The organism is Rathayibacter sp. PhB1 (assembly GCF_004362935.1).
Lineage (GTDB): Bacteria > Actinomycetota > Actinomycetes > Actinomycetales > Microbacteriaceae > Rathayibacter > Rathayibacter festucae.
Map to the genome: position 1 here is coordinate 717,111 of NZ_SNYD01000002.1, position 16,979 is coordinate 734,089.

The window sequence follows — 16,979 nt, forward strand, 5'->3', positions numbered from 1 at the left end:
GCGGGCGCGCGCATTTCATGTTGGTCGAGTAGCGCGGAGCGCGTATCGAGACCTAGCCACCGGGTGACGGTGGATCTCGATACGCCCTCTGCGAGGGCTACTCGATCAGCATGTGCGGCCCATGCTGGTCGAGTAGCGCGCAGCGCGTATCGAGACCCGCCCGCCGGGTGACGGTGGATCTCGATACGCCCTCTGCGAGGGCTGCTCGATCAGCATGGGGTGGCGCAGGTGCAGACCCGCGTCCGTCAGAACGGGGGCGGTGCGTCCCTGAAGCGCGGGCCCGGCGGGGCACCGGCGAGTGCGGGTGGGCGGATCGTGACGAGGCGGCCGGTGGGGGTGGTCCAGACGATGCTGCCGTCCTTGCGGGGGACGTAGGTCCAGCGGTCGCCGTGGCGGACGTGGTGGTGCGAGGTGCAGAGGCAGACGAGGTTCTCGAGGGACGTCTCGCCGCCGTTGCGCCACTCGATCGTGTGGTCCGCCTCCGCCCGCGACGCGGAGCGGGTGCAGCCCGGGAAGCGGCAGGTCTGGTCGCGCAGCTGCAGGTGCAGGCGCATCTGGGGCGGTGGGACCCGGTAGGTGCGGCCGACGGAGACGACCGCGCGGGTATCGGGGTCGGTGAGGACTCGGGTGAAGGAGGCGCCGGTGGCGACCAGGGCGCGGGCGAGGTCGGCGGAGATGAGGCCGTAGCCGTCGAGGTCCGCGGGGGCGTCGTCGAGGCCGACGGCGGTGGATGCGGCGAGGGTGAGGCGCACCTCGGCGCGGATCCCGGGGACGAACGATGGGGTCACTTGAGGACCGTCGCCTGCGGGGGTGGTGCCGGCGATGTCGCCGTCGCGCAGCAGATCCGTGAGCACGTCGGCCTTCAGTTGCGCCAGGGTGCGCTCGTCGCCATCGTCGCCATCGTCGCCATCGTCGCCATCGTCGCGGAGACTGCGGGCGATGCGGTCGACGCGCTCGGCGATGCCCATCGCATCGAGCGCGGGGAGCAGGGCGCAGAGCGTGGCCATGCCGTCGACCTCCGGCGAGACCCAGACGGCGCGGTCCTGCCGGGCGCGGACGTGCCGTTGGGTGAGGGGCTCCTCGTGGAGCTCGTCGCGGAGTCGGGCGACGATCCGCTTCAGCTGCGTGGGCGTGACCTCCGGCGCGACCTCGGCGGCGCGCTCGTCGAACCGGGCGCGGGAGCCGGGAGGCAGGGTCGCGGCGGTGGCGCAGACGATCTCGCTCGAGTCCCAGAGCAGTCGGCCCTCGGCCAGCAGCGCGCGGGTGCACGGGAGATCCTCGACGAGCAGCCGGGCGTGTTCGAGGACCGTCTCAGTGGCACGCTCGGACAGGCGGAGCTTGACTGCGAACTCGGCCCGGATCGACCGCTCGACCAGGGTGCGCGCTTCGCTGCGGGAGAGCGAGCTCCCGCGGGCGAACGCGTCCGGGATGGTGACCGCGGCGCGGTAGGCGAGGTGCAGGGTCTGCGCGCGGGTGAGGAGCAGCTGTGCGGAGGTGCGTCCGATCTCCGCGGCGATGTCGGTCAGCGCGTCCACAGCGGCGAGCGCGCTCGACTGCCCTGCCGCTCCCGGGTCGCTGTGCTCATCCATACGCGTATTGAAGCAGGGACCACCGACACCCGAGCCCCCCTTGGGCGGAACCCCGGGAGAACCCGCGAATGTCCGATCTGTGGAGGAGCTATGCCCCCACGTCGGCCGTCGCACCGGCGGCCCGCCCGCGCAGGGTGACGATCGGCGCCACCTCCGTCCAGCCGAGGCTCGTGTGGAGCGCGCGCCCGCCGACGCTCGCCATCAGGAGTCCCGTGATCGCGCCGTTCTCCGCCGCCCAGGCGCTGAGGCCGGTGATCACCAGGCCGCCGAGGCCGCGGCGGCGGAACCGCGGAGTCGTCTCGATCCGGTCGAAGACGACGTCGTCGCCGCTCAGCGCCGCCTGCCCGCGGGCCGCGACCTCGCCCTCCGCCTCGATGCGGGCGTGCGCGACGCGACCGCTCGTCTCGATCCGCACCTGCGGCGGCCTCGCGGCCCTTCGGAGCCGGGTGGTCATCATCCGCTCGTCGCTGGTCACGGGGTCGAGGCCGGCCACCGCGTCGCGACCGCGCTCATCGAGGTCGCCGACGATCGTCAGCCAGACGTCGGGCGCGGTGACGGCGGCGGCCAGGCGGCGCAGCTCGGGCAGCGACGGCTCGGCGATCACGTACTCCCGGGAGCGGGTCTCCGCCGCGACCGCGACGAGCCGGCCGTCGCCGTCGCGCCGCGCGAGCATCCCGCGAGATGCGCACCACCCCGCCACCCCGCGGTCCACCAGCTCTCGCGACGCGTCCATCACGGCACCGTACCCGGACAACCCGGCCCGGTCGCTCCTGCCGATCACGGCGCGAGGTGCTGGGTGATCGATCCGCTCGCGCCGTTCAGCCGGACGTCCGCGAGCGCGCCGTTCACCAGCGGCAGCTGCGGTGGCTGATGTCCCGTGTCGAAGTCCAGGACCACGGGGAGATTGAGATCACCGAGCGCCCGACGCACCGCCTCGTCCTGGCTGAGTTCGGGAACGGCACCGCCGCCGGTCCGGCCGATGAGGACGCCGTTCGCGTCCTCGAACCAGCCCGCGAGGCGCAGCGAGGTGAGCATCCGGAGGACGGTGACGGCGTCGGACTCGGCCGCCTCCAGGTGGACGATCGTCCCCTCCGGTGCCTGCCGGCGCACGAATCCGGGGACGTCGCCGTACGGCGTGCCCGCCAGCAGCGAGACCGTCTCGAGGCAGCCGCCGATCAGACGGCCGCGGATCGCGACGTCCGCACTCCCGTCGAGGGAGCGCCAGCGGGTGGGCGTCTCGTAGGCGCGATCGCGGTCGAGCGGCTCGTCCGCCCACGCTCCCCAGGGCCGGCCCCGGCGGCGCGGCGCGGCGCGCTGGGTGAAGGAGCTCCCGGGCGGGAGGGCGGCGACGTCCGTCCACCGCTCGAACTCGAGCGGGAGCTCCCACGGCTCGTCCATCAGGTTCGCGCCGTTCAGCGTCGCCAGCCCGGTGATCGTCGTCAGCGGGAGGAGCAGGGTCGAGACGTCCGACCAGCCCACGAACCACGCACGAGCGTCGGCCAGAGCCTGCCAGTCGACCGCGTCGAGCAGCTCGATCGCCAGCTCGCCGCCCCACGGCGGCAGGACCGCGTCGCCCGTCCGGAAGGCGTCGTGCAGATCGGCGACCCGCGCCGCAGCGGACGCCGGCACGAGTCCGGACGTGAGGGCGTGCGGGCGGACCCGGACGTCGAAGCCGCGGGCCGAGAGGCTCCCGACCGCGGCATCGAGCCGCTCGTGCAGGTGCTCCGGCACGCCCATCGACGGCGCGGGGACCTCGACGCGCGCTCCCGGGCGCAGCGGAGCGGGGTAGGTGGTGCTCGCCATCAGGCGACGGTAGCAATCCCGTCCGGCGAGGATTCGCGACGAGAGCGCTCGGCGCAGGACGACCCCGGCACGAAGCGCGGGCGGAGCCTCCTCGGGGCCGACGTCGTCCGGTGGTGGATCTCGATACGCCCTCTGCGAGGGCTACTCGATCAGCATGCTTGTGCGCAGGCGTGAGCACGGGCCGCAGCGTGGGCCGACGCGGGTGCGCTGGGCGGATTCGTGCGTCCCATGCTGGTCGAGTAGCGCGCAGCGCGTATCGAGACCCACCTCCGGCAGGACGGTGGATCTCGAGACGCCCTCTGCGCGGCCTGCTCGATCAGCACGGCGCCCGCATCACTTCTCCGGGGTGACGACGAGGCCGACGCCGCCGCCGCGGCGGACGGGCTCGGCGGCGGCGGTCATCAGGCCCGAGGGGTCGACCTCGATGGCGGCCACCGCGCCGATCTGCGCGGCCGAGGTGAAGGTGTCGCCGGAGGGCGTCAGCTGCTGGCCGAAGGGCGCGAGGTCGTCGGCGTAGGCCTCGATGAAGCCGGGCTCGGCGGAGGTCGACGCGGTGTTGCGCTGCGACGCCCGCGGCGCGGCCACCGCCTCCGGCAGGGTCATGCCGAGGTCGATGCGGTTGACCAGCGTCTGCAGGACGGTCGTGATGATCGTCGCTCCGCCCGGCGAGCCGACGACGAACTTCACCGCGCCGTCCTCGAGCACGATCGTCGGCGACATCGAGGAGCGCGGGCGCTTGCCGGGCTCGATCCGGTTCGGGTCGCCCTCGACGGGGGTCGCGGAGAAGTCGGTCAGCTCGTTGTTGAGCAGGAAGCCGCGGCCGGGGACGGTCATCGCCGAGCCGCCGGTCTGCTCGATCGTCAGCGTGTAGGACGCCGCGTTGCCCCACTTGTCGACGACGGAGAGGTGCGTGGTCGAGACGTTCTCGGTGTCCGGCTGCTCCGCGGTGAGGGCGGTCGCGCAGCCGACGCCGTCGAGCGCGCCCGGGGCGACCGGCCGCGTGGAGGCGGCCGCGGGGTCGATGGTGCAGTCGCGGGAGTCCGCGAACTCCTGGCTGAGCAGCGTCTCGGTCGGCACGTCGACGAAGGCCGGGTCGCCGACGTACGCGCCGCGGTCGGCGAAGGCGCGGGCCGACGCCTCGAGGTAGAGGTGCAGGGCGCTGCCGGTGTCCTCGGCGGCGAGGTCGTGGTTCTCGAGGATGTTCAGCGCCTCGCCGATCGCGATCCCGCCCGAGGAGGAGGGCGCCATGCCGTAGACGTCGAGCCCGCGGTAGGAGGTGTGCGTGGGCGCCTGCTCGGCGACCGAGTAGCCGGCGAGGTCGTCCTCGGTCATCGAGCCGGCCGGGGCGGGGAGGGTCGAGCCCTCCGCGAGGCGCGGGTTCTGCACCGTGTCGGCGATCTCGGCCGCGAGCGGTCCGTCGTAGAACGCGCTCGGCCCGCGGGCGGCGATCCGGGCGAGGGTCTTCGCGAGGTCCGGGTTGCGGAAGGTGCTGCCGACCGCCGGGGCGTCGCCGCCGGGGAGGAACAGCTCAGCGGTGTCGGGGAACTGCTGGAAGCGCTCGAGGTTGTCGAGCGTCTGGCTGCGGAAGGTCTCGTCGACAGGGAAGCCCTTGGCCGCGAGCACGATCGACGGGGCCAGCACGACCGGGAGCGGGAGGGTGCCGAAGCGGTCGACCGCGGCGTCCCAGGTCGCCACGGTGCCGGGGACGCCGACCGCGACTCCGGACGAGACGAGCTGCGGGCTGAACGGGTACGGCGCACCGGTCGCCGGGTCGAGGAACGCGTCCGGGGTGATGCCGGCCGGTGCCGTCTCGCGGCCGTCGATGGTGCTCACCTCGCCGGTCTTCGCATCGAAGTAGACGAAGTAGCCGCCGCCGCCGATCCCGGCGCTGTACGGCTCGGTGACGCCGAGGGCCGACGCCGTCGCGACGGCGGCGTCGGCCGCGTTGCCGCCGCGCTTGAGCACCTCGAGGCCGACCCGGCTCGCGAGCGCGTCGACCGAGGAGACCGCGCCGCCGTAGCCGACCGACGTCGACGGCGAGACGACCGGACCGCCGAGGGCGTCGCGGAGCTCCTGCGCCGACGGGAGACCGCGGTCTGGGACGCCGGGGAAGGGCCAGTCGAGCGCGGCGGCCGGTGCGGCGCCCGCCACTCCGAGGGAGGCGACGGCGACCAGCGCGAGCGCCGCCCGTCGGAGACTGCGGATCGTGGCCATGGGGTTCCTCCATCGGAACTCGGTGCGGGCGGAGCAGGTGCGTCCAACCTAGGCCGGTGGCGGGTCGAGGGGCCAGCACTCCGCGCCTCCGAGACGGGGGAGGGCGGGCCGGGGACGGCGGAAGGGCCGCCCCGGTGGGACGGCCCTTCTGCGATCAGCGCCCGAGGATCAGTGCCCGGCGATCAGTGCCCGGGGCTCAGCGCCCGGGGATCAGCGCTTCACGGTGAAGGCGAGGGTGATCGCCTTGCCCGACTGCGCGCCGGTGACCGTCACGCTGTAGTCCCCGGGGGTGGTCGGGGCCTTCGCGGTGGCGGTCAGCGCGCCGTCGTTGAGGTCGCGCGTCGCCGTGCGCTCGGTGAAGAGCGGCGCGGAGCCGATGAGCTGCGTGTCGCCCCGGAAGCCCTCCGCCGTCAGGGTGATCCGGGCTCCGGGGGCGAAGGTGCTGCCCGAGAGCTCGGCGGTGGCGCCGAAGCTCAGGTTCCGGATGTCGCGGTCGAGGCCGAGCGCGTTCGCGATGGTGAAGAACGTGTCGGTCTGGTCGGTGAGGCCGGCGACGTTGGCCGCGCCCGGTCCGTAGGCCGCGATGCGCAGCTGCGTGCCGGTGTGCTGCTGCGAGCCGCCCTCGGCGGCCGTGCCGTAGGACACCTTCATCGTGCTGCCGTCGACCGTCTTCAGCGCGGTGCTGAGCGAGGTCGGCGGGGTGGAGTCGACGATCTGGCTGGAGTGGGCGTGGTCGGCGGTGACGATGACGAGGGTGTTCCCGTCCGCCTCGGCGAACGCGAGCGCGGCCTGGACGGCCTCGTCGAGGTCGACGGTCTCGCCGATCTGACCGCAGGCGTTCGCGGCGTGGTCCTGCTTGTCGATGCTGGCGCCCTCGACCTGGAGGAAGAAGCCCTCGTCGCTGGTGTCGAGCAGGTCGATCGCCTTCTCGGTCATCGCGCGCAGGGTGGGCTGCTCGGCGGGACGCGAGGGATTCGCGACGCAGGTCTGCGGCGCGGCGTCGGCGCCGCCGACGGTCGCGGGGGTCGGCGCGTAGCGCACGGGCAGGTTGCCGGAGTTGAACAGGCCGAGCACCGGCGCGTCCTGGTCGGCGACGGTCAGCGCGTCGAGCTGGTCCGCTGTACCGGCCGTCGTCGCGTCGCCGAGCACCTGGTAGCCGCGCGCGTCGGCCTGCTGGAACAGGGTCTGCCCGGCCCAGTCGCCCGCCTTCGCGGTCTGCGCGAACGTGGCGGAGCCGCCGCCGAGGGTGAGGTCGGCGCGGGTGTCGAGGATCTGCTCGCTGATCGAGCCGAGTCCGCCGTTCTCGAGCGCGTCGTTCCCGCAGCTGGCGCTGTCGGGTCCGTAGCAGCTGCGCGCGTCGACGTGCGCGGCCTGCACGGCCGGGGTCGCGTCCTGGATCTCGGCGGTGGTGACGTTGCCGGTCTTCAGGCCGTTCGCCTTCGCGATCTCGAGGAGGGTGTCCTTGCGCTCCTGGTCGATGTCGACCGAGATCGCGTTGTCGTAGGTCTTGGTGCCGGTCGCCCAGGCGCTGCCGGTCGCGGCGGAGTCGGGCACGTAGTCCGGGGCGCCCTTGACGGCGCCGGTCGCGGGGTCGTCGGCGCGGTAGAGCGAGTACGTCGTGTACTGGCCGGTGATCGGCAGGGCGTCGATGCCGGGGAAGCGGCCGGCCGCGCCGTAGGCGTAGTTGCGAGCGACGGTGATCTCGGAGTCGCCCATGCCGTCGCCGATGAGGAGGATGACGTTCTTCGCGTCCTGCTCCTTCACCGCCGCGCGCAGCGAGTCGGAGAGGTCGGCGTCGACCGGGGAGATGCGGGCGGCGCCACCGGTGGCGGCGAGGTCGGCGGCGCCGATGGCGGTGGCCGCGCCGGGGGCGGCCAGGGCGGCGGCGCCGACCAGGGCGACGGCCGTGAGGGCCAGTGCGGTGCGTCCGCGGTGCGCGGAGCGGGGCAGTCGTGTCACGTCGGGGACTCCTTGGGGTGAGGGCCCCTGAGAAGGGGCTCACCCAGCACACTCCTGATTCCCTCTCCCGTGGGTGAACGGAGATGCATAGCCGGGTGAACTTTCCGCGCGCCGGTCCCCGTGGCGACCGCGTGCGGTGACCCCGTGCGGGGGACAACCCGGCTGGATCCGGCCCCGGGCCGACCGGCGGGCGCTAGCGTGACGCCCGGTGTCCCCCGCACCGCCGAACCCGCCGAGAGGACCCCATGACCACGCCCCGCCCCGTCTCGCGCCGCACCGCGACGACCGCCGCCCTGTGGAGCGCCCCGGTCCTCCTCGCCGCCTCCGCCGCCCCGCTCGCCGCGGCCTCCGGAGAGGTCGGCGCCGCGCTCGGTGTCTCCGGCGGCCTCTCGAACGGCGGCGGCGACCTCTACGCCGGCCAGTTCACCCCGGTGGTCTCGGCCTCGCAGGGCAGCGAGCCCGTGCGCGACATCGTCGCCCGGGTGACGTTCGACACGGGCGACAGCGACGTCGTGCTGTCCGACTTCGTCCTGGAGGAGGGCCCCTGGGTCGTCGTGGAGCCGCTCGGCTCCCGCACGCCGGGCGTCGTCGTCCTCGCCTGGTCGGACGCGACCGGCCTCCGCGACGGCGAGTCTCCGGTCCCGCCGCAGTTCAGCGTCCACGCGTCGGGCTACATCGTCAGCTGCCTCGTGGAGCTGTCGAGCACCTCGGCCGCTCCGGCCAGCGACTACCTGATCATCGCGGTCGTCTGACCGGCGGCCCTCAGAGCGTGACCGGCGGCCCTCAGAGCGCCCGCGGCCGGTAGGTCTCGATCAGCGCGTCGAAGAGCCGGTCCATCCGCTCGTCGACCGTTCGGCGGGCCGGGTCCGCGTCGTGCCACTCGACGATCTCGCGCGCGCCGTCACTGAAGCGGGTGACGGGCGAGAACTGCGGCACCAGGCTCCGGATCTTGGCGTTGTCGAAGACCATCGAGTGCGCCTTGTCGCCGACGATGCCCGCGCCCAGCTCCGGGTCGGCGGCGGCGATCGCGTCGGAGGTGACGTGCACGATCCGCGCCTCGGTGCCGGCAGCGGCCGCGAGGTCGTGGTGGATGCGGTCCCAGGTGGGCGTCTCGTCGCCGGTGATGTGGAACGCCTCGCCGATCGCCGCCGGCGCGCCGAGCAGCCCCACGAGGCCGACGGCGACGTCGCGGCTGTGGGTGATGGTCCAGAGCGAGGTGCCGTCGCCGGGCACGACCACCTCGAGTCCGCGCCGCATCCGGTCGATGACGGTCCAGCCGCCGTCGACCGGGAGCGAGGTGCGGTCGTAGGTGTGCGAGGGGCGGACGATCGTCACCGGGAAGCCGGTGCGCCGGTACTCGCCGACCAGCAGGTCCTCGCAGGCGATCTTGTCCTGCGAGTAGCTCCAGTACGGGTTCCGCAGCGGCGTCGACTCCGTCACCGGCACGCGCGCCGGCGGCTTCTGGTACGCCGACGCGGAGCTGATGAAGACGTACTGGCCGGTGCGGCCGGCGAACAGGTCGATGTCCTGCTGCACGTGCTCGGGGGTGAACGCGGCGAACTCGATCACCGCGTCGAAGCGCTCCTCGCCGAGGGCCTCGCGCACGGAGGCCGGATCGCGGACGTCGGCGGTCAGCGTCCGGACGCCGTCGGGCAGCGGGCGGATCGAGGTCCGGCCGCGGTTCAGGACGGTCACCTCGTGGCCGACGGCGAGAGCGCGGCGGACGCCCTCCGAGCTGATGATGCCCGTTCCTCCGAGGAACAGAACGCTGAGGGGCACGGCGGACCCGGCCTTTCCTGATGAGGGCTGCGCGCTCCGCTCCGGAAGGGGAGGGACGTCGTCGAGCACCGCCTCCATCAGCGCACACTCCGGCGCTCCCGTCGAGGGGGTGGCGGGACCCTCCCTCCGGCGGCGATCGCGTCCTAGCGTGGAGGCATGACCCTGCAGCTCACCCTCAACAACGGCGTCACCCTTCCCGCTCTCGGGCTCGGCGTCTTCCAGAGCGCGCCCGAGGAGACGACCGCCGCCGTGCAGTCCGCCCTCGAGGCCGGCTACCGCCACATCGACACCGCCGCGGCCTACGGCAACGAGCGCGAGGTCGGCGAGGGCCTCCGTCGCTCGGGCCTGGACCGCTCGGAGGTCTTCGTCGAGACGAAGGTCTGGGTCACCGACTACGGCTACGACGAGACCCTGCACGCGTTCGAGAAGGCGACCGGCAAGCTCGGCGTCGAGCAGCTCGACCTGCTGATCCTGCACCAGCCCGTCCCGTCCCGCTTCGACACCACCGTCGCCGCCTACCGGGCGCTGGAGAAGCTCCTCGCCGACGGCGGCGTGCGCGCGATCGGCGTCAGCAACTTCACACCCGCGCACCTGGCGCGCCTCCTCGCCGAGGTCGACGTCATCCCCGCTGTCAACCAGGTCGAGCTGCACCCCTACTTCGCGCAGCCCGACCTCCGCCGCGAGCACGCCGAGCGCGGGATCCTCACCCAGGCCTGGTCGCCGATCGGCGGCATCACCTTCTACCCCGGCTGGGGCGACGAGCGCCGCAGCGTGATGGACGACGCGACGATCGGCGCCATCGCGACCGAGCACGGCAAGAGCCCGGCGCAGGTGATGCTGCGCTGGCACCTGCAGCAGGGCCGCTCCGCGATCCCCAAGTCGACGAACCCCGAGCGGATCGCGGCGAACATCGACGTCTTCGACTTCGAGCTCTCCGACGACGAGCTCGCCCGGATCGACGCCCTCGACACCGGCGTCCGCAGCGGGCCCGACCCCGACGTGGAGCGGCCGGCGCTGTTCGAGCGCACGATCCCCGAGGCGTGAGCCGTGACGACGTCTCCCGACGCCCCGCACCCCGACCCGCACCCCGCACAGGAGGAGACACCATGACCGACCCGATCGGCATCCCCGAGGCCACCGCTCTCGAGAGCACCCGCCGCACCATCGCGATCCTCGGCGCGGGCGGCGATCTCACCGAGCGGCTGCTCCTGCCGGGGCTCGGCCGCGTCGCGGAGCTCGCCCGCGACTCCGAGCTGACCCTGATCGGCGCCGCCCGCACCCCGCAGACCGACGACGAGTGGCAGGGGCTCGTCCGCCGCAGTCTCGAGGCGGCCGGGATCGCGGCGCACACCGTCGACGACCTCGCCGCGCGCGCCCGCTTCGTCGCCACCGACGCCTCCGACCCGGAGCAGCTGAAGGCCCTGCTCGACGCCTGCCCGACGACGCCCGTGCTCTACGTCGCGCTGCCGCCGGCGATGGGCCACAAGGTCGCCGACTCGCTCTCGAAGCTGGACCTCCCGGAGGACCTCGTCGTCGCGATCGAGAAGCCGTTCGGCGAGGACCTCGACGACGCGATCGCGCTGAACGCCGCCTTCGCGCCCGTGATCTCCGAGGACCGGTTCTGGCGCATCGACCACTTCCTCGGCAACGCCACTGTGATGGGCATGCTCGGACTGCGCTTCGGCAACCGGCTGCTCGAGGCGAGCTGGAGCGCCGAGCAGATCGAGAAGATCGAGATCGTCTACGACGAGACGCTCGGGATCGAGGGGCGCGCCGCCTTCTACGACGGCACCGGCGCCCTGCGCGACATGCTGCAGAGCCACCTGCTGATGGTGCTCGCGCTCACCACGATGGAGCGCCCCGAGGAGGTCTCGCCCGAGGACGTGCACGAGCGGATGGCCGAGGCGCTCGGCGCCGTCCGCCTCTGGCGGGACGACCCCGCCACCGCCCGCCGCGCCCGCTACACCGAGGGCCGGGTCGACGGCCGGTTCTTCCCCTCCTACGTCGACGAGCCCGACGTCGATCCGGAGGCCGGCACCGAGACGCTCGCACAGCTGCTGCTCCAGGTCGACACGCCTCGCTGGGCCGGGGTGCCGTTCGTGCTCCGCTCCGGCAAGGCGATCGGCGACCCGCGCCACGAGGTCGCGGTGCACTTCCGCGCCGCGACGCCGCCGCGCGGCCTGGCCGGCGCCGACGACGGCGCGGGCACCGTCCTGCGGATGTCGCTCAAGGGCGGCGACGTCAGCCTCGACCTGCTGGTGAACAGCGCCGACGACCTGACCGACCTCGAGCGCACGACGCTCCAGGCGCAGCCCGGCGCCGCCACGCTCGACCCCTACGCGCAGGTGCTCGCCGGCATCCTCCAGGGCGACACCCTGCTGTCGGTGCCGGGCGCCGTCGCCGAGCAGTGCTGGCGCATCATCACCCCGGTGCTCTCGCACTGGGCCGAGGGCGGCACCCCGCTCGACGAGTACGAGGCCGGAAGCGCGGGCCCCGAGGGCTGGTGACGACCGCGCTGCCTGCTGGTCGAGCAGCCTCGCACGGGCGTGTGAGCTTCATGCTGGTCGAGTAGCCCCGCAGGGGCGTATCGAGACCCGCCGTCGCCGGCAGGGTGGATCTCGATACGTCCGGTGCGCGGGCTACTCGATCAACACGCCTTCCTCATACGTACGAGGTACCGTTCGAAGGAGACCCGCCGGCACCGCTCTCAGACGTCGACGAGGAGCGTCCGGGACGGGAGGCCGAGGAACGCGGGGGCCTCGCCCTTCGTCTCGGGCGTGCCCGGGCCTCGCGTCACGGTGGCCGTGACGCGGAAGCCGCCCGGGGGAACCGGCGTCAGCGCGCAGTACATCCGTCCCGGGCCGAGGGGCGCGACCTGCATCACCCGCCCGTCGCGGTCCGTGTAGGTGCCGCGGCTCCGGTAGCTCCCGGCCGGGACCACGAGGTGGGCGGAGCGCGGGCGGTCGACGACGAGCCACTCCGACCAGTGCTCGACGTCGTGCTCGGCGGTCACGTCCATCCGGGCGTCGCTGAGGAGCTCGACCGGTGCTCCGGACTCCCCGCTGCACGCTGCCCGGAGCTCGACGATGAAGTTCCCCGAGGACAGGGAGTCCAGGAAGAGACCGACGTACGGTCCGGCCTCGAGTGGTCGCGGAGCGGTTGCGGCGGACCCGGGGGCGCCGACCGCCGCGGCGAGGACGGGCGCCGTGCAGACCATCGCGATCGCGGCGCGGCGGGTGACTCCCGGACCGTCCGAACGACTGCCGGACATGAGATCTCCCTCCGGTCGCACGGCTCCTCGCGACCCGTCGTGCCGCGAGCCCTCGGCTCGCCGACACCGGACGGATGCCGCAATGCTCGCTCACCTGTCCGGATCCGCCGAATCGCTGGCGCGATGCGGTGAACCTGGCGCTGGGACGTCGATCGGCAGGCAGGGGCGCCCGCCGTCGTCCGCAGCGCAGGCCGCGGGTCAGCTCGCGGTCAGGGCGTCGCGGAGGCGGACGCGGGAGCCCATCCGCAGCAGCGAGTTGGTGTAGATGCGGCTCGCGACGGCCATCACGGCGGCGGTGGCGACGACGAGGAGGCCGAGCGAGACCAGCGGCTCATACCACTCCGCCTCGCCGAAGAAGAGCCGGACCGGCATCGCGACCGGGGCGCTGAAGGGCACGTAGGACAGGATCGTCATCACCAGCGGGTTGTCGCCGAAGATGACGACGCCGAAGTACGGCACCATCACGAGCATCATCGCGGGGGTCATCACCGAGCCGGTGTCCTCCTGGCGGGAGACGAGCGCGGCGCCGGCCGCGAAGACGCTCGCGACCAGAACGAAGCCGAAGACGAAGAACACGACGAACCAGATCAGCGGCGCCGAGAGCAGGTCGAGCAGCTCGGTCTGCCCTGTGATCGCCAGCCCGAGGGCGGACGCGGCGGCGATCGCGGCGGCCGTGCCGACGCCGATCACCGAATTGCCGAGGATCTTGCCGGCCAGCAGCGCCCGGGCGGGCACCGCGGCGAGCAGGATCTCGACGATGCGCGACTGCTTCTCCTGCACCGTGTTCTGCATGATGGTCGCACCCGAGCCGAGCACGGCGAGCATGAACACCAGGCCGAACGCCAGGCCGATCAGCGTGCGCAGGCCGGAGGGAGTCTCGGAGGGCTCGAGCAGCTCGACCGCCGGGCTGACGGAGAGCGCCGCGACCAGGCCCTCCGGCGCCTCGTCGAGGGCGAGCACGGAGAAGCCGACCGCGTCGTCGCTCGGGACGAGCGCGGCGTCGACGTCGCCGGCTCGCACCAGCTCCTCCGCCTCCGCGACACTGCCGACCTCGGTGACGTCGAGGGCGTCGGCGGCGGCCAGGGAGGACCCCGCGGAGCCGACGACCGCGACGGGGGTCGCGTCGGCGGTGCGGCTGCTCAGCACGTTCCCGAGCACGATGCCGCCGATGACCAGCACGAGCGTGATGACCGTCGAGACCAGGAACGCCTTCGACCGGACCTGGGAGAGGATCTCGCGCTCGGCGACCAGGAGCGTCGCGCCCCAGGTGCTCAGCCGGCCGTCCTGGGCGCCGGTACCGCTCGCGCTCCTCGTGCTGCTCGTCGTCATCGGACCGCCTCCGTCTTCTTCTCGGCGCCCGCAGGCGCGCTCACCACGATGTCCCGGAAGATCTCCCCGAGGGTCGGCCGCACCGGCCGGAACGACGCCACGATGCCGCGCTCGACGGCGGAACGCAGCACGGCGTCGGCAGCCGCCCGGTCCGCGTGGAAGAGCACCGACGTCCCGGCCAGCTCCGCGACCTCGACGCCGAGGACCCCGCGGACCCAGCCCGCGTCGCCGTCCGTCTCGAGCGCCCAGCGGTCGCCGGAGTACTGCTCGCGCAGCGCCTCGCGCTCGCCCGCGGCCTTCACCTGGCCGCCCGCGATGATCACCAGGTCGTCGCAGAGCCGCTCGACCACGTCCAGCTGGTGGGAGGAGAACAGCACCGGGATGCCCCGGGCCGCGTGCTCGGCGATCACCGTGACGACGTCGTCGACGGCGAGCGGGTCGAGGCCGGAGAACGGCTCGTCCATGATCAGGACGTCCGGGTCGTGCACGAGGGCGGCCGCCACCTGCACGCGCTGCTGGTTGCCGAGCGAGAGCGCCTCGAGCTTGTCGCGGCGGCGCTCGATCAGGCCGAGGCGCTCGAGCAGATCGTCCGCCCGCTGGACGGCGGTGGCCTTGTCGATGCCGTGCAGCCGGGCGAGGTAGGCGAGCTGCTCGCCGATCTCCATCTTCGGGTAGAGGCCGCGCTCCTCGGGCATGTAGCCGAAGCCGTGCAGCGCGGCCTGGCCGACCGGCGTGCCGTCCAGGGTCACCTCGCCGGAGTCCGGCCGGAGGACGCCCAGGATCATCCGCATGGTCGTGGTCTTCCCGGCGCCGTTCCCGCCGACGAAGCCGGTGAGCCGGCCCCGACCGACATCGAAGCTGACGTCGTCGACGGCGCGGTGCGTCCCGAAACTGCGACTGATGTTCTGCACGCTGAGCATGCGACCTCCTCGGATCCGACTGACCCCTCCACGCTACGGAGGGCGCGTCTCCGGCACCTCCGGCGCGGGGGTGAACGGCGGTCTCCACCTCAGGACGGAGGAGCCTCCGAAGTCCGCCGCGGGTCGACCAGGCCGGAGCGGTAGGCGAAGGCCACGGCCTGGACGCGGTCGCGGAGCGAGAGCTTGGCGAGCACGTTCGACACGTGCGTCTTCACCGTCGCGCGGCCGACGACCAGCAGCTCGGCGATCTCGTCGTTGGAGAGGCCCTGCGCGAGCAGGCGGAGCACCTCGGTCTCGCGGGCGGTCAGGTTCTCGGGCGCGGTGCCGGGCTGCGCGCTGTGCCCCGCGGGCGGCTCCGCGAGCGGCGTGCGCTCCCGCTCGCGGGCGACGGCGCGCTCGATCACCGCGCGGGTCAGCTCGGGCGCGAGCAGGGCGTCGCCGGCGGCGATCGCGCGGACGCCCGCGACGAGGCGCTCCGGCGGCGAGTTCTTGAGCAGGAAGCCGCTGGCGCCGGCTTCGAGCGCCGCCAGCAGGTAGTCCTCGCGCTCGAAGGTGGTCAGCACGAGCACCTGGACCGTCGCTCCGGGCTCCGCGAGGATCCGCCGGGTCGCCTCGAGCCCGCCGATGCCGGGCATCTCCACGTCCATGCAGACGACGTCGGGCCGGGTGCGCGCCACGACCTCGACGGCCTCCTCGCCGCTGGACGCCTCACCCACGACCTCGATGCCGGCCTGCAGCGAGAGGATCGTGCGGATGCCCTGCCGCATCAGTGCGTGGTCGTCGACGAGGACGACGCGCACGCCGCCCGCAGTGCCGCTCATGCCCGCACCGCCGCTCATGCCCGGACCGCCAGGGGCACGGCGACGCGGACGACCCAGCCGGAGCCGGCCCGCGGCCCCGCCTCCACCGTGCCGTCGAGGGTCGCCGCGCGCTCGCGCATCCCGAGCAGGCCGAGCCCGCCACCGCGCGGGCGCGGACCCGGTCGCCCGAGGCCGTCGTCCGCGATCTCGAGCTCCACCGACTCGCCCTGGTAGCGCAGGTGGACGCGCGCCCGGGTGCCGGGTCCGGCGTGCTTGAGGACGTTCGTCAGCGACTCCTGCGCGATGCGGTAGAGGTTCAGACCCACCAGCGCGGGGAGCTCGACGGGCTCGCCGACCACCTCCAGCGAGACGCGCAGGCCGGAGGACTCGGCGTCGCGGACCAGCGCCGGCACTCCGCTCAGATCGAGTGAGGCCGTGACCGGGTCGAGCGCGGACTCCTCGTCGCGGAGGGTGCCGAGCAGCTGGTAGAGCTCGCCGACCGCCGCGCGGGAGGTGCCCTCCAGCGCCTGGAGCTGCTCGTGCGCCTTCGCGGGGTCGGCGTCGACGAGCATCCGCGCCGCTCCGGCCTGGACCCCCATCAGCGAGACGTGGTGCGCGACGGCGTCGTGCAGCTCCCGGGCGATCCGCAGTCGCTCGATGGTGATCGCCTGGCGGGCGACGGTCGACTGCTCCTCCTCGAGCTGCCGGGTGCGCAGGTCGGTCAGAGCGCGCTGGCGGGCCGAGGCCCAGGCGTGGTCGCCGAACCACCAGGCGCCGGCGAAGTAGAGGACGTTGATCAGGATCTGCTGGAGCATGTAGGCCGCGATCGGAGTGAGCGCGCCGATGCCGGCACCCTCGAAGTCGAGGTCCTGCGTGCTCGCGCGGAAGAAGGTGATCAGCAGCCAGACCGCCATCACGGCGACCAGCACGCCGCGCGCCCAGCCCGCCCGCGTCCGGTTCTGCTCCCAGGCGCCGACGCTGTACAGCGCCATGAACAGCGCGATGTTGCTGATCGTCAGCTCGGGCACCTTCAGCTCGCCGACCAGCAGGAACGCGGCCCCGATGACGGCGAGGACCGCGACGGGCGCCGTCCGCCGGAACGCGAGCGGGAGGACGACGACGGCGAGCACCGCGGCGCTCAGCGCGGGCGACGCGGGATCGGTGAACAGCCCGATCGCGCGGCCGAGCACCAGCGAGAGCACGGCGGCGCCGAAGAGCACGGCGGCGGTCGCGACGTCGGCGCGGCGCTGGTCGGGCGTGGCGGGCGACCGCCGCCAGGCGCGGGAGTCCGGAGCGGCAGTCATCCCGCCAATCT

14 protein-coding genes are annotated in these 16,979 nt (G+C 73.5%); 3 read left to right on the forward strand and 11 right to left on the reverse strand.

What is annotated here, in order from left to right; genetic code table 11:
• Positions 1 to 245 precede the first annotated feature (245 nt).
• The 5 genes from EDF17_RS07500 to phoA form a co-directional block, all read right to left on the reverse strand.
• Positions 246 to 1,589 carry an HNH endonuclease signature motif containing protein gene (locus EDF17_RS07500; RefSeq protein WP_123445896.1) on the reverse strand — a complete coding sequence of 448 codons (1,344 nt, stop codon included), beginning with the start codon at positions 1,587 to 1,589 and terminating at the stop codon, positions 246 to 248.
• An 88-nt stretch (positions 1,590 to 1,677) separates the two neighbouring features.
• Complete coding sequence (locus EDF17_RS07505; RefSeq protein WP_133671944.1) at positions 1,678 to 2,322, reverse strand: GNAT family N-acetyltransferase; 645 nt, start codon at positions 2,320 to 2,322, stop codon at positions 1,678 to 1,680.
• Positions 2,323 to 2,366: 44 nt separating this feature from the next.
• Positions 2,367 to 3,392 (reverse strand): S66 peptidase family protein, encoded by a 1,026-nt coding sequence (locus EDF17_RS07510; protein WP_123445898.1) that lies wholly within the window; start codon positions 3,390 to 3,392, stop codon positions 2,367 to 2,369.
• A 333-nt stretch (positions 3,393 to 3,725) separates the two neighbouring features.
• The gene (gene ggt / locus EDF17_RS07515) at positions 3,726 to 5,606 is read right to left on the reverse strand and encodes a gamma-glutamyltransferase (protein ID WP_123445899.1); all 1,881 of its coding nucleotides are present in this window, start codon (positions 5,604 to 5,606) and stop codon (positions 3,726 to 3,728) included.
• Between the two features lie 210 nt (positions 5,607 to 5,816).
• Entirely contained in the window at positions 5,817 to 7,565 is a 1,749-nt protein-coding gene (gene phoA, locus EDF17_RS07520; RefSeq protein ID WP_185019961.1) for an alkaline phosphatase, read from the reverse strand.
• A gap of 245 nt (positions 7,566 to 7,810) precedes the next feature.
• Between phoA and EDF17_RS07525 the strand changes: the two genes are divergently transcribed.
• On the forward strand, positions 7,811 to 8,317 hold the full coding sequence (locus tag EDF17_RS07525; protein ID WP_123445900.1) for a hypothetical protein: 507 nt from the start codon (positions 7,811 to 7,813) through the stop codon (positions 8,315 to 8,317).
• A gap of 31 nt (positions 8,318 to 8,348) precedes the next feature.
• On the opposite strand, the gene EDF17_RS07530 is transcribed toward EDF17_RS07525, so the two are convergent.
• On the reverse strand, positions 8,349 to 9,344 hold the full coding sequence (locus EDF17_RS07530) for an SDR family oxidoreductase (RefSeq protein WP_243732816.1): 996 nt from the start codon (positions 9,342 to 9,344) through the stop codon (positions 8,349 to 8,351).
• Positions 9,345 to 9,500: 156 nt separating this feature from the next.
• On the opposite strand from EDF17_RS07530, the gene EDF17_RS07535 reads away from it, so the two are divergent.
• On the forward strand, positions 9,501 to 10,388 hold the full coding sequence (locus tag EDF17_RS07535) for an aldo/keto reductase (RefSeq protein WP_123445902.1): 888 nt from the start codon (positions 9,501 to 9,503) through the stop codon (positions 10,386 to 10,388).
• 62 nt (positions 10,389 to 10,450) lie between these two features.
• Complete coding sequence (locus EDF17_RS07540) at positions 10,451 to 11,851, forward strand: glucose-6-phosphate dehydrogenase (protein WP_208110577.1); 1,401 nt, start codon at positions 10,451 to 10,453, stop codon at positions 11,849 to 11,851.
• Between the two features lie 200 nt (positions 11,852 to 12,051).
• On the opposite strand, the gene EDF17_RS07545 is transcribed toward EDF17_RS07540, so the two are convergent.
• The 5 genes from EDF17_RS07545 to EDF17_RS07565 all read right to left on the reverse strand — a co-directional run bounded on the left by EDF17_RS07545 (position 12,052) and on the right by EDF17_RS07565 (position 16,968).
• A complete protein-coding gene (locus EDF17_RS07545) occupies positions 12,052 to 12,615 on the reverse strand; it encodes a hypothetical protein (RefSeq protein WP_123445903.1) in 564 nt (187 codons plus the stop codon).
• Positions 12,616 to 12,813: 198 nt separating this feature from the next.
• Entirely contained in the window at positions 12,814 to 13,944 is a 1,131-nt protein-coding gene (locus tag EDF17_RS07550) for an ABC transporter permease (RefSeq protein WP_123445904.1), read from the reverse strand.
• On the reverse strand, positions 13,941 to 14,864 hold the full coding sequence (locus tag EDF17_RS07555; protein ID WP_123445905.1) for an ATP-binding cassette domain-containing protein: 924 nt from the start codon (positions 14,862 to 14,864) through the stop codon (positions 13,941 to 13,943). The genes EDF17_RS07550 and EDF17_RS07555 overlap by 4 nt, the downstream gene beginning before the upstream one ends.
• Before the next feature lie 89 nt (positions 14,865 to 14,953).
• Complete coding sequence (locus tag EDF17_RS07560; protein WP_123445906.1) at positions 14,954 to 15,685, reverse strand: response regulator transcription factor; 732 nt, start codon at positions 15,683 to 15,685, stop codon at positions 14,954 to 14,956.
• A 14-nt stretch (positions 15,686 to 15,699) separates the two neighbouring features.
• Positions 15,700 to 16,968, reverse strand: coding sequence for a histidine kinase (locus EDF17_RS07565; protein WP_123445907.1), 1,269 nt, complete (start codon positions 16,966 to 16,968; stop codon positions 15,700 to 15,702).
• Positions 16,969 to 16,979 lie beyond the last annotated feature (11 nt).

Coding starts and splice junctions, on each gene's coding strand:
- EDF17_RS07500 (WP_123445896.1), bottom strand. CDS start 1,589: ATGGATGAGCACAGCGACCCGGGAGCGGCAGGGCAGTCGAGCGCGCTC.
- EDF17_RS07505 (WP_133671944.1), bottom strand. CDS start 2,322: ATGGACGCGTCGCGAGAGCTGGTGGACCGCGGGGTGGCGGGGTGGTGC.
- EDF17_RS07510 (WP_123445898.1), bottom strand. CDS start 3,392: ATGGCGAGCACCACCTACCCCGCTCCGCTGCGCCCGGGAGCGCGCGTC.
- ggt (WP_123445899.1), bottom strand. CDS start 5,606: ATGGCCACGATCCGCAGTCTCCGACGGGCGGCGCTCGCGCTGGTCGCC.
- EDF17_RS07525 (WP_123445900.1), top strand. CDS start 7,811: ATGACCACGCCCCGCCCCGTCTCGCGCCGCACCGCGACGACCGCCGCC.
- EDF17_RS07535 (WP_123445902.1), top strand. CDS start 9,501: ATGACCCTGCAGCTCACCCTCAACAACGGCGTCACCCTTCCCGCTCTC.
- EDF17_RS07540 (WP_208110577.1), top strand. CDS start 10,451: ATGACCGACCCGATCGGCATCCCCGAGGCCACCGCTCTCGAGAGCACC.
- EDF17_RS07545 (WP_123445903.1), bottom strand. CDS start 12,615: ATGTCCGGCAGTCGTTCGGACGGTCCGGGAGTCACCCGCCGCGCCGCG.
- EDF17_RS07550 (WP_123445904.1), bottom strand. CDS start 13,944: ATGACGACGAGCAGCACGAGGAGCGCGAGCGGTACCGGCGCCCAGGAC.
- EDF17_RS07555 (WP_123445905.1), bottom strand. CDS start 14,864: ATGCTCAGCGTGCAGAACATCAGTCGCAGTTTCGGGACGCACCGCGCC.
- EDF17_RS07560 (WP_123445906.1), bottom strand. CDS start 15,685: ATGAGCGGCACTGCGGGCGGCGTGCGCGTCGTCCTCGTCGACGACCAC.
- EDF17_RS07565 (WP_123445907.1), bottom strand. CDS start 16,968: ATGACTGCCGCTCCGGACTCCCGCGCCTGGCGGCGGTCGCCCGCCACG.